This window comes from Xenorhabdus littoralis, from assembly GCF_033949345.1.
Taxonomy (GTDB): domain Bacteria; phylum Pseudomonadota; class Gammaproteobacteria; order Enterobacterales; family Enterobacteriaceae; genus Xenorhabdus; species Xenorhabdus littoralis.
In genome coordinates, this window is the sequence record NZ_VCDP01000047.1 from 1 (window position 1) to 10,137 (window position 10,137).

Consider the following 10,137-nt stretch of genomic DNA (forward strand, 5'->3'; position numbering starts at 1 on the left):
CTAAAGCCATAAAATAGAAATCAGGGGCCAGCGCCCCTGATAATCACTCTGGCACTTTAGGCCAGTCAATGTCTGGTGCTATTGAACAGTCTACACGGTTCAATAGCACACAGTATTTTTTCCACGCTGTCAATACTGCCCGTTCTCCGTCCGTTGCCATTTCGAGATCAACGGCGTATTGCAGCGGGGCAATAGCGAAATCGGCCTGTCGTTGCAGTGATAATTTTTGTTGTTCAGCTCGCCTGATATAATCTGTTTTTAGTGCCAAGTTATCTGTCACCCACTGTTTACCATCCCATTTATCGAATAGTGTAACAGGGGCATTTGTTGTTGTGTCTGGCGGATAATCACCGGGAACTGTAATCACCCGCGCTTCTCCCGTTTCAATGCTATAAATCGTTTTACCACGGTGATCAGCAACATATTCCCAGCCTAACAAATCTTGCGAGCGGCAAATAGCATAACCCTCTTTACTTTCACCCGGCACATCAACACAAGAGTGCGCTGGAATGCCGACACCTACAGCCAAGAACTCAACCGATGAAGAAAAATATTCTCTCGTATCACCGTTATAGTTAAATACCGTGATATCACCGGCCGCTGTGGCGATCAGGTGTTTGTCTAATTTTGCTTTAGTCATTATGCTGCCCTTACGATGTAGTTAAACGCAATGTTACGGGGTCGGATTGACAGATAATTGACACCGTCACCTACGACGGGGCTTGGCAAATTGAATCGTGAGAACCCCGGTTGGCGTAATACCACACTGTCATAGTTGAATATCGCATGACCAGATCCAAGAGCTAAATTCCCGGCATGCTCGCTCAAAATTGTTGATGCTTGGCTACTTAGTAATGGACGACCTCTATCCTCTCCACGACCATCATCCCATCCCCGCAGAAATTCCCCGCGCAGGTCAGGCAATCTTAATGCTGGGTATACCCGCGCCAGTTCGGGATATTGCGTAGCACCGAATGTCGAGCCGTTACATTTCAGCCACCCAGCCGGAGGGGTTTCCAACGGCCACGGGACGGGTACGCCAACTGGCAACTCAGTTCCCGTAATACCGAGGTTTTTCACAAACTCGTCTTTGTTTGGAATATCCGCTCCGTTCTTGCTTTTTTCCAAACGTCCATTCGCATTATTATTCGCCGCACCAGCAAAATCATAAGCCGTTTTCACCGCTTTCGGTGTTGCCGCATGAGTTTCGCTATTGCTGTCCACTGCGCTGCTTAGGATCACAAATCCTTTTTCTTTCAGCGTCGCGTCAGGATGGTTTCGGCTGTTCGCGTGTTTCTGGACAGAGTCATCCACATATTCACGCGTCGCCAGAATCACTGAAGGGTCAACTTTCAATGTCACCGAATCAGCGCTGCTGACAATCAGAATCATGCGGATGGTCTGGGTACGACCAGAGCCTTCCTGCAATTGCGGTTTGTAAGTTTCTGCACAGTTACCCACGGCAATCAGGATGCCGTCTTTGTCGAACAGGCCGATCTCACGGATCCACCAGCCGCCTTCGTTTTCAGGGATAACCTGTTCAGCGATGATCTGGTTGGTGTTTTTGGGATCGATGCTCAGCGTGTTAATCGCTGCACGACGTTTTTCATTAATCAGTTTGGCTTGCTTGGTATCCGGGGTCGGCAGGCTGCCACCACCATCACCAACGGCCATATGGGTAATTTCAATTTTAGTACCCAATGCCGCAGCATTTGCCAACTTGTCTGCGCCTAGCTGCGTCAGCAGCGCAAAGAATTTGGTACTCATGGTCTAATCCTCATGTCATCAATAATATGTATGCCTACGCCCACGATTTCTGAGCCGGATACCGTTACTTGCTCTGGGAAATAAGGGTAAACTGTCAGCTCGTCACCGCTGTAAGTCGCTGCCGAGTAGTGATATTCACCACGTGTATCTAAGTTGATATCCAACCCAATCAGATGTCGGCTCACTGGCTTGGCATCAGAAATCAGTTTTTCCAGTTCTTCGAACATCTCATTGGTGATACCGTTGTCCAGTACACCAATATCCAGCCGGAAAGTGCCGGGAGCATCGTTGGTCTGCCACCACTCTTTGACGCGGATGAGATAACCCAACGGTTCAACTACCCGACGAATCGCACCAATCGTTCCTTTATGTTTATGCAGGAACAGCGAGTTTTTGATCACTTCCCTTTTGGTGCTCTCAGGCCAATTCTCGTCCCAGCGATCCACCGACCAGGCCCATGCCAGATAGGGCAACAGTGATGCAGGACAAGTATCCGGATCCCACAACTCGCGAAGCGGGACTTTGATATTCTGCAATTCAGCGCAGGCTTTGGCCGCCGCAAGTTCTAGCTGGGTCGAGCCCATCGGCAGAAGGCGATCATTCATCCGAGCCTCCCATCGTCAGGACGGTTTTGGTGCAGTAAGACGCCTGAGTTTTATCCAGAACGACATCTTTTAACGGCGCTTTCAGTTCTACGCGTTGTATGCCTTCTACATGCAATGCGGCATAAATCGCGGACAAACGGATGTCACGTCCCAAACGGTGCTGTGCTTCTACGTAGTACTTCAGCTTCTGCTCCGCCGCTTTGCGGATAGGTTCTGATTCCGGTGTCGGGAAGATGTACAACACCGCATCAATTTCATATTCCACGATGTTCGCCGACTGGACTTTCAGGCGATCGGCCACTGGACGCACGTTTTCGTCGTTCAGCGCTTTTTCGACTTTCTCCAGCAGGTCTTTGGAAGCGACGCCCTTGTCTTCGCGGGACATAATCGTCACAGTGACGTTAGCCGGCGACGGGCTGATTGCCGAAGCATCCGCGACACGTCCATCTGCACTGCGGGCATGGTATTCATACGCGCCAACCGGACCCGCAACGCTCAAACCTTCGAAGGCCTGTGGAATGCGCACCCGGTAGTCATTGTCAGATTCCATTACCGCCGGTGTCGGGGGCACAGTGGAGTTATCCGCAGGGCGCAAGATCATGCGGGATACGTTGTTGTTTGCACCCAGTTGATCTAAATCGCTGCCTGTTGAATAAGCAACCATCACGGCTCGCGCCGCTTCGTTAACCCGTTGACGCAATAGCAGTTCACGATAGACGTTCTCTTCCAGCAACTTAACCAGAGGTTCGGACTCCAGTTGCAAGGTGCGAGCAATGGCCTCTTGCTGATCTTCCGGATAGAGCGATATCAATCCTTTTTTACGCTCTTCCAGCAGTTGTTCGTAATCCAGTGGCACAACCACATCCGGTGGTGGCAACTGGCTTAAATCGATTGTTGGCATGCTTTACCTCTCAGGAATAGCCTCACCGGGAATGGCTCACCGGAATAGAAAGTGAAAATTCCTTGGCGGATTGATGATAAGTACCCGTAATATCCACCACCATTTTGCCGTCCTGTCCGGTTTCCATCGTGATAGACGTTAGCGTCACACGGGGTTCCCAGCGGCTGATTGCGGTATAACTGGCCGCCATGACCTGAAGCCGGAGCGCTGAGTTCTGTGGCCAGTCGATCAGTTCAGGTAATAAAGAGCCGTAGGTACGACGCGCGATACGGCTGCCCACGGGAGTTAATAAAATATCGCTGACGGATTGCCGGACGTGTGCCAGATCTGTCAACTCCCGGCCTGTTTGCCGGTTCATTCCCAGATACATCATACGGGGCCTCCTGATGTGTCACCGCCTGACCTGATGCCGGTGTGTTTATGGGAATCCACGATCACGCCGTTGGAACTGAATGTGCCTCCGGTGTGTTCAATATTGCCTGTCATTTTGCCGCCGTTACGCACGATCAGATTGCCTGTGCTCATCAGCTGCGTACAGATGACTTCCGGTGTATCCAGCGTGATTCGGGTGCTGGCGACACAGGTGATTTCCGGTGCGGTAATATGGACGGAATCTGATGCAGTCACTGTCGCAGTTTTAATGCCAGTCACAGTCAATGCGCCGGATTGCGGTTCATACTCCATCACTGCACCATCCGGGAACGTAATATGCGTCGCTTCGGATGATGTTGATGGCGCCGGAAACTCATCTGAAAAAATCGCAGGCAATACAAAAGCGGTGGTCAATTCTCCGCCTATGGACAGTAATAAAACCTGCTCACCGACACTGGGTGCCCACCATGTGCGGGAGTTTCCCGCTCGGGATGTCAACCAGTGCAGCCAGTTGGTTTCAAGATTGCCTGTCGCGACCCGGCACATTCCCTTTGTGGTGTCCACTTGGGTAATGACGCCTGTTCGGATCAGGTTGCGCAATAAGCGCATCAGTTCAGTGAGTTGTGTGTTCATGACGTAAGAATGCCATGAAAGAGCGGGCCGGACATTAAACCGGATTTGTGGGAAACAACATACAAAACAGGCAATAAAATTGTTTAAAATCAATTAAATAAAAAGCCTTCTTTCGCAGTGAAAAAAGGCTTTTCAGAACAGGATACGATTATTCCGGTTTACATTGCCGGACAACATCACGTACATACTGTTGCAGATAATCTAATTTGGTTTGATCGCGGATAATTCCGGTTCGGATATCGTAAACAGCGCGTCCAGCTTCTGCAGTGAGTTCGATTTGGGCTCCATCGCCCACGCTGCGGGTGCTGGTATTTCGGTTTTGGGTGAGCTGACAGGTAGCAAGATTGGCGGCGGCGATTTGCACCCGCCGATGACCAGTAGCAATGTCAGTACGTAAAACCGCATTTTCTTCGGTGACATGAGCTAATTTCCCTGAATAGTATTCATCCAATTGTGCAGCCCGATTTTGTGCATCTTTCATTTGTTGGATGGCAACCAGCGTTTCTGAACGCGCTTTTTGGTTGATGGCAATAAGGTGTGCAACATGTTGTTGTTTCAAATCTGTCACTTCACTGAGAAACAAGGAACGATGTCCCCACCAACCAAAAGTACCGCCAATCATCAAGCTGACAATTAAAGACGTTTTTTTCATCGTTCCAATCCTCAACAAGCCCAAACACTTCAAGATCATAAATCTTTTGGAGATTGTTTGATCAGCTCACTGACGATTTTGGCTGATTTAGATGTGGGTTCCAGCTCCAGATTTTCCAGAATATTTTTCAAAATCAGAGTCCGTTTCATCTGTTCCCGACGATTAAGCCGATAGGTCAGAATGCCGAGAGAAATGCTGGCAAATGCCCCAAGGACAAAACTCCACTCATATAAAGAAAGGCCGGAAAAAATGGCAGTAGTACTGGCGCAAGCATAAGTAGCGTGACTGTATTTATCCATGCTTGCCCCTTAATCCCATAGCTGGATAATGGGTTTGCTGGCCGCTGGCATAAATTCCGGCATTTCAACTTTCGTTCCATGAGGCAATACCGCGCCAAAATCAGCCAATCCCGGGTTTGCCTGCAATACACGTTCAGTCATGCCCAGCGTACGGCCATAATGACGCCAGCATATGGCATCAACCGTTTCATTTTGTTGTGCGATAACTTGCATACACTCTCCTTTCCCTTACAGAAAATAGTCAGTAAATCGAAGAGTTATGATCGAATAATCAGGCAAATGCCTCAATGGGATGAGGTTGTGAGGAAAATAATACAAAGAACAGTAGCACAAAGGCAGGAAATCGTTTCCTGCCTTTGTGCTGTTTGTCTGTTTATAATAACGTGCCATCCGTTGGAGGATATCGGTACTCTGTGGAATTTAATCCGACAGCCAACTATCATCCTCCCAGACGTTTTGAATAAGTTCCATCATGTGGTCGTGTTCGCTGCTTTCTTTGGTTCCGGTCACTCTTACGGACGTACTGCTACTGACTCCAATTCTAAAATGCGTATCAGGATAGTGTGGTAGTATTCTTTTTTTTAGTTCACTTTCCAGTGAAGACATGACTGATTCAGAAACATTAGCTCGTTTATCGAAAAGTATTTCCACTCGCATCTTTTCTCCCGCCAAATTTATTCTTCTGTTGAATCCAAATTCCTTAACATTCTGTTGCCAGTCATCTCGTTCTCTGACTGGGTGTTCTCAAGTTCATTCCGGTAACTATTAAACCTTTTCTCATAATGTGAAGATAATTCTGCTATCCAAACCAGAGCCAGCTCTTTGTCTTCCTCATGATTGCATTCACAACTTGTTGCCATTCTAGCAATGAAATTGATACGTTGTGCTACCAATGATTCCATAAGAGATTCCACTGATATACCTGCCCCCATATAATAGACTGTATAAATACACAGTACACATAATGAAACTAAAATTAAAGTAGTTTTTTCCTTTTATAAGGATAAAATTTGATAGTTAATAACTATCACTTATTGCTTTCGTAGAAATATTTACTAATGACATCACACTCCTTTTTGTTCGGCTTCCCTGTCCATCCGTACAGTTATTGACAGAACTCCAAGATGAGCATTTTTTGTTTTTTTTATAAACAATCTGTTTCGATGAAGAAGCAGAAGTAGTATCTGATTTCGGAACAATAGACCACTGGTGAAAACGTGTGCAGATAAATTCCACACAAGAGAGAAACGGCGATGTCACTCCTTGTATGGAATGAACGTCTTCTCCATAAGGACTGCCAAATGGGATATGTTTGTAAGATAAGCGAATAACCAAATTACGACGGGCAACCCACGGCCCTCCCTGCGCTTGAGTATATGCGGCCCAGTTGCCCTCATCGGCCGCCCGTAAAACAGCATCAATTTTGTTATCGGCTAAACGAATCTCTCTGAGGCGGCGTAATTCGCGCCAAACTGAAACTGGAGCACCACCAATTTGTTGAAATTGGCGGATACGCCAACGACTCGCCCATGCAGTCACCGATTTCGCCATATCACGCAGGGATTCGCCAGTTTCATGGTCTTTTTCCTCTTCCAGTGCATAACCATCAATATTTTTGGAAATGTATTTCGCGATATAGCCCGTTGCACTGCCTTTGTTGGGATCGATCGTCCTATAATCAAAACGCGCTTTTTTGGCATCATTTCGCTGTAATTCATGCTGATCTTCTTTGCAGGCATAATGTTCAAGAATCTCTCTGACCTGCCGCATTTGCTCAGGCAACATGAACAGCACCATATGCCAATGAGGAGTGCCATCATGATGTGGTTCCACCACTCTGAAACCAAATAGATTAATGCCAGCACGGGCAATCGCAGCGCGGGCTTTCGCCCAGACACCACATAAATAACGTTGAGTATCACGCGGAGTCACACCATCCCAAGATTTGACAAACCCGCCCTGATGCTGAACAGCATGATATTTCGCGGGCGCTGTAATGGTGTAAAATTCCCCGACACAGTTCATTTTAGTCGCGACATCTTCGAAACCACGCATTCTGACCATCAGTTCACAACGTCGAATCGCGGGGTTGGCGTTACTGTGGATAACTGCATCTGCCAGGGAAATTCGTTCCCCTTCTTCATTTTCCAAATCAAAATGTTTGAAAAATTCACGGTTACGCCGTTTTTGCTCCAGCCATTCCCTTAATGCCTGGCGAGAAACATAGGGAGAAGCTGCTTGTTGTACCTGCCCGACAGCAATTGCCATATGCTCAGATTGGATCTCACGCAGACGCTTTAAACGAAAATACCACCAGCGAGCTGACATCATGCGCAACATACCTGAGCAGAGCTGGTCAACAGACGGTGTTTTACGTCCACGGTTGAAACGCTGCCAATAAGGAGGGTTCGTTCCACATTGTAAAGTCAGCTCAGCCAGCAATTGATACAGTCTTGCGACACGGGCAAAGAGTTCTTTTTCATTGTCTGCGGAGTCTAATGGGTGTTTTTGAGAATATTCCAAAGAAGAATATCTCAAAGAAGAATACCTCAAAGAATAGTGCTCATAGTTCCCGGAAATAAAAACGGAAATTTCATGAGCAAGTTTCAGGAGTTGTTTGCGATCATATGTCGTTACATTGTTCAGCGATTCAATAAAAGGAAAAGGCGCTATACCAGAAACACGATGATTGAATTGATATCTTTTTTTCACTAGCTGCAATCGCGGCAGGACATTTTGTCCGACGGTTTTTCTCAGGAAGGAGTTTGCGTCACGACGGCCTGAACGGTGAAAAATGTCAGCGTAGCGACGGCTGAAATATTTCGCCAGAAAATCGGGCATCTGGCCGATATATTGATGGCGCCATTGATGATCTTCTGCATTGACTTCCCACAATAAACGCTCGGCCATTGAAACATCGTGCGGTATGTTTGGCTGAAACATCCCAGCTTGTTTTCGTTGGGCAATAAAACTATTGTCATTAAAACTATTGTCATTAAAACAATCGCCATTCTGTTCATGAGTAGTAAAGTCATTGTTCATCAATTTCACCATATTAGGGATGTGCGAGTGCCTGACGTACCCATGCCATTTATTCAGCGATATATTCAGCGATATATTCAGCAATATATTAAGAAATGTGTTTAAAAATCTGTGCTAATGAATTTGCGTCAGGAGATAGCATCAGGAAATAGTGCCAGATATTTTGGAAACTGGCTGACAACAACCTTAATATGATTCATGGCCTTGATCAGCGCTTGTTTTTCCTCTTGGGTAAAATGGTTGAATTCACTGTCGTGACGAGAACCCGGAATATTCGCCAGATAGAAAATGGCGGATAATACCCTCTTGTTCTCTTCATAATGGCCATCCCTTTTGTCTCGCATGTCAGAAAAGAAACGATTTAGTTCTTTTCCATCATCCCGCCAGTATGTGGCCCTAATCTTCGACAAGTGATTCAATCCTTCCAGCCGCTGGCCAAGGTCGATCTGGGCAAATTTTTCTTTCTCGGTATTCGCCATATTTTCTCTCAACATTTTTTTCCAGAGTTACTCCCGACAATCCTCAGTATCATCTTCGGATCGATCCGATATCAGGTATAAAGATTGAAATATGAACGTTCATGATGCAATATCTCTCAATGGTTTTTAGCTTAACCAATCTGGGTTCATCAAAGATCTCATTTAGAGAACTTTTATGAGATACTAATACCTCTAATCTGTACTGTCAATGAAAAATACCAATATTGAGATCAAAATGGGGGCGGATAGCGGGGGAAGACCAGCTATCGAACGTCTTGTCCGCGCGTATGGATTTAAATCACGTCAGGCCCTGAGTGACCATTTAGGCGTTTCCAAAAGCACGATGGCAAACCGCTATCTTCGTGATAGCTTTCCCGCAGATTGGATCATCCAGTGCAATCTCGAAACTGGTGCTTCACTGCTGTGGCTGAGCACGGGTCAGGGAGAAATATTTCCAGATGGAGAATCTGGCAAAACGGAGCGTCTGGAAGATATCATTGCCCCGTCGATTTCTCGTGTAAAACTATCAGGTGGCAAGCTGAATGAAGCTATCCCTGTGATTCTGGACAGCGAATTGGTTTCCAAGGAACTCAGAAACCCACTAGTTGTTGATGATGGTACTGCATGGTATCTGCTGGATACTCAGGAAGACAATATTCAGGATGGCTTATGGCTGGTGGATATTGAGGGTATGAACAGTATCAAGAAGATTGTGAAAATCCCAATCAGTAAGATTCGGGTCAGTGACAATGACGTCACTTTTGATTGTGCAATCAGCGATATCCAATTTGTCGGCCGCGTCGTTCTGGTCATCTCCAGACAATAATAATGTCCCGGCATATCCCCGGTAGATTCCAATTTTCTGCAAAAACAGCAAGTTGAAAGCAAGACGGATATAAAATAGTTTCCATCCAGGTTATCCCGAACTCCGGAATAACCTGGATGTCATTCATCCATCTCATACGTAATTTTTACAAGTAATGTGAACGCTGAATCCGATACAGAACATGCTCACTGAATGGATGGTCTTCTGCCAACGCTGGATGCAAAAATGTTTTTTCATCTTTGATCATGCCTAATTTTTTCATGACGCTTTCTGAACGGTAAATCCCCAGCCGCCTTGTGTTTCAAACCGCTGGATGATGATATCAACAAGCCCGTTATTCTGTTCTTTTGTCAGTGTATTGGGGAAAAACTCCATGACCTCAGGATTGCTATTTAAGCGAAAAAAAGGCTCTTTATCTTCATCCTTCCAGGAACGGAGCAACAATCTTTCAGTTTCCAATTCAACAATCACGATATCTCCTTAACCGTAAGGTTTACTTGAAGCAAGGGGAAAAATAGTTCAGGGAAAATTATCCGTCGATTAAAATCAGAACCACCCGCA

Annotated in this window: 15 protein-coding genes; 1 reads left to right on the top strand and 14 read right to left on the bottom strand. The window is 46.4% G+C overall.

Going from position 1 to position 10,137, the window contains the following annotated elements; translation table 11 throughout:
• Positions 1 to 43 precede the first annotated feature (43 nt).
• The 13 genes from FE394_RS12310 to FE394_RS12370 all read right to left on the bottom strand — a co-directional run bounded on the left by FE394_RS12310 (position 44) and on the right by FE394_RS12370 (position 8,765).
• On the bottom strand, positions 44 to 640 hold the full coding sequence (locus FE394_RS12310; RefSeq protein ID WP_319926675.1) for a tail fiber assembly protein: 597 nt from the start codon (positions 638 to 640) through the stop codon (positions 44 to 46).
• Entirely contained in the window at positions 640 to 1,767 is a 1,128-nt protein-coding gene (locus tag FE394_RS12315; protein WP_319926676.1) for a phage tail-collar fiber domain-containing protein, read from the bottom strand. The genes FE394_RS12310 and FE394_RS12315 overlap by 1 nt, the downstream gene beginning before the upstream one ends.
• Complete coding sequence (locus tag FE394_RS12320; RefSeq protein WP_319926677.1) at positions 1,764 to 2,372, bottom strand: phage tail protein I; 609 nt, start codon at positions 2,370 to 2,372, stop codon at positions 1,764 to 1,766. The genes FE394_RS12315 and FE394_RS12320 overlap by 4 nt, the downstream gene beginning before the upstream one ends.
• On the bottom strand, positions 2,365 to 3,273 hold the full coding sequence (locus tag FE394_RS12325) for a baseplate assembly protein (protein WP_319926678.1): 909 nt from the start codon (positions 3,271 to 3,273) through the stop codon (positions 2,365 to 2,367). The genes FE394_RS12320 and FE394_RS12325 overlap by 8 nt, the downstream gene beginning before the upstream one ends.
• Before the next feature lie 22 nt (positions 3,274 to 3,295).
• Entirely contained in the window at positions 3,296 to 3,646 is a 351-nt protein-coding gene (locus FE394_RS12330; RefSeq protein WP_319926679.1) for a GPW/gp25 family protein, read from the bottom strand.
• The gene (locus FE394_RS12335) at positions 3,643 to 4,278 is read right to left on the bottom strand and encodes a phage baseplate assembly protein V (protein WP_319926680.1); all 636 of its coding nucleotides are present in this window, start codon (positions 4,276 to 4,278) and stop codon (positions 3,643 to 3,645) included. The genes FE394_RS12330 and FE394_RS12335 overlap by 4 nt, the downstream gene beginning before the upstream one ends.
• Positions 4,279 to 4,426: 148 nt before the next feature.
• Positions 4,427 to 4,930, bottom strand: coding sequence for a lysis system i-spanin subunit Rz (locus tag FE394_RS12340; RefSeq protein WP_319926681.1), 504 nt, complete (start codon positions 4,928 to 4,930; stop codon positions 4,427 to 4,429).
• Positions 4,931 to 4,965: 35 nt separating this feature from the next.
• Positions 4,966 to 5,229: a hypothetical protein gene (locus FE394_RS12345; RefSeq protein ID WP_319926682.1), complete on the bottom strand. Its 264-nt coding sequence runs from the start codon at positions 5,227 to 5,229 to the stop codon at positions 4,966 to 4,968.
• A 9-nt stretch (positions 5,230 to 5,238) separates the two neighbouring features.
• A complete protein-coding gene (locus FE394_RS12350; RefSeq protein WP_086110225.1) occupies positions 5,239 to 5,442 on the bottom strand; it encodes a tail protein X in 204 nt (67 codons plus the stop codon).
• Between the two features lie 207 nt (positions 5,443 to 5,649).
• Complete coding sequence (locus tag FE394_RS12355) at positions 5,650 to 5,886, bottom strand: DinI-like family protein (protein ID WP_319926683.1); 237 nt, start codon at positions 5,884 to 5,886, stop codon at positions 5,650 to 5,652.
• 17 nt (positions 5,887 to 5,903) lie between these two features.
• Entirely contained in the window at positions 5,904 to 6,131 is a 228-nt protein-coding gene (locus FE394_RS12360; RefSeq protein WP_319926684.1) for a hypothetical protein, read from the bottom strand.
• Between the two features lie 115 nt (positions 6,132 to 6,246).
• Positions 6,247 to 8,271 (bottom strand): replication endonuclease, encoded by a 2,025-nt coding sequence (locus tag FE394_RS12365; protein ID WP_319926685.1) that lies wholly within the window; start codon positions 8,269 to 8,271, stop codon positions 6,247 to 6,249.
• Positions 8,272 to 8,399: 128 nt separating this feature from the next.
• Positions 8,400 to 8,765, bottom strand: a complete 366-nt coding sequence (locus FE394_RS12370; RefSeq protein ID WP_419836336.1) for a DUF5347 domain-containing protein — start codon at positions 8,763 to 8,765, stop codon at positions 8,400 to 8,402.
• A gap of 193 nt (positions 8,766 to 8,958) precedes the next feature.
• On the opposite strand from FE394_RS12370, the gene FE394_RS12375 reads away from it, so the two are divergent.
• Positions 8,959 to 9,576 (top strand): phage repressor protein CI, encoded by a 618-nt coding sequence (locus tag FE394_RS12375; RefSeq protein WP_319926686.1) that lies wholly within the window; start codon positions 8,959 to 8,961, stop codon positions 9,574 to 9,576.
• 258 nt (positions 9,577 to 9,834) lie between these two features.
• Here the strand turns inward: FE394_RS12375 and FE394_RS12380 are convergent, their stop codons facing one another.
• Positions 9,835 to 10,047: a GNAT family N-acetyltransferase gene (locus FE394_RS12380; protein WP_319926687.1), complete on the bottom strand. Its 213-nt coding sequence runs from the start codon at positions 10,045 to 10,047 to the stop codon at positions 9,835 to 9,837.
• Between the last annotated feature and the right edge of the window lie 90 nt (positions 10,048 to 10,137).

What these genes read in the sequence shown, in the direction of transcription:
- FE394_RS12310 (WP_319926675.1), bottom strand. Translation starts at nt 640, where the DNA reads ATGACTAAAGCAAAATTAGACAAACACCTGATCGCCACAGCGGCCGGT.
- FE394_RS12315 (WP_319926676.1), bottom strand. Translation starts at nt 1,767, where the DNA reads ATGAGTACCAAATTCTTTGCGCTGCTGACGCAGCTAGGCGCAGACAAG.
- FE394_RS12320 (WP_319926677.1), bottom strand. Translation starts at nt 2,372, where the DNA reads ATGAATGATCGCCTTCTGCCGATGGGCTCGACCCAGCTAGAACTTGCG.
- FE394_RS12325 (WP_319926678.1), bottom strand. Translation starts at nt 3,273, where the DNA reads ATGCCAACAATCGATTTAAGCCAGTTGCCACCACCGGATGTGGTTGTG.
- FE394_RS12330 (WP_319926679.1), bottom strand. Translation starts at nt 3,646, where the DNA reads ATGATGTATCTGGGAATGAACCGGCAAACAGGCCGGGAGTTGACAGAT.
- FE394_RS12335 (WP_319926680.1), bottom strand. Translation starts at nt 4,278, where the DNA reads ATGAACACACAACTCACTGAACTGATGCGCTTATTGCGCAACCTGATC.
- FE394_RS12340 (WP_319926681.1), bottom strand. Translation starts at nt 4,930, where the DNA reads ATGAAAAAAACGTCTTTAATTGTCAGCTTGATGATTGGCGGTACTTTT.
- FE394_RS12345 (WP_319926682.1), bottom strand. Translation starts at nt 5,229, where the DNA reads ATGGATAAATACAGTCACGCTACTTATGCTTGCGCCAGTACTACTGCC.
- FE394_RS12350 (WP_086110225.1), bottom strand. Translation starts at nt 5,442, where the DNA reads ATGCAAGTTATCGCACAACAAAATGAAACGGTTGATGCCATATGCTGG.
- FE394_RS12355 (WP_319926683.1), bottom strand. Translation starts at nt 5,886, where the DNA reads ATGCGAGTGGAAATACTTTTCGATAAACGAGCTAATGTTTCTGAATCA.
- FE394_RS12360 (WP_319926684.1), bottom strand. Translation starts at nt 6,131, where the DNA reads ATGGAATCATTGGTAGCACAACGTATCAATTTCATTGCTAGAATGGCA.
- FE394_RS12365 (WP_319926685.1), bottom strand. Translation starts at nt 8,271, where the DNA reads ATGAACAATGACTTTACTACTCATGAACAGAATGGCGATTGTTTTAAT.
- FE394_RS12370 (WP_419836336.1), bottom strand. Translation starts at nt 8,765, where the DNA reads ATGTTGAGAGAAAATATGGCGAATACCGAGAAAGAAAAATTTGCCCAG.
- FE394_RS12375 (WP_319926686.1), top strand. Translation starts at nt 8,959, where the DNA reads ATGAAAAATACCAATATTGAGATCAAAATGGGGGCGGATAGCGGGGGA.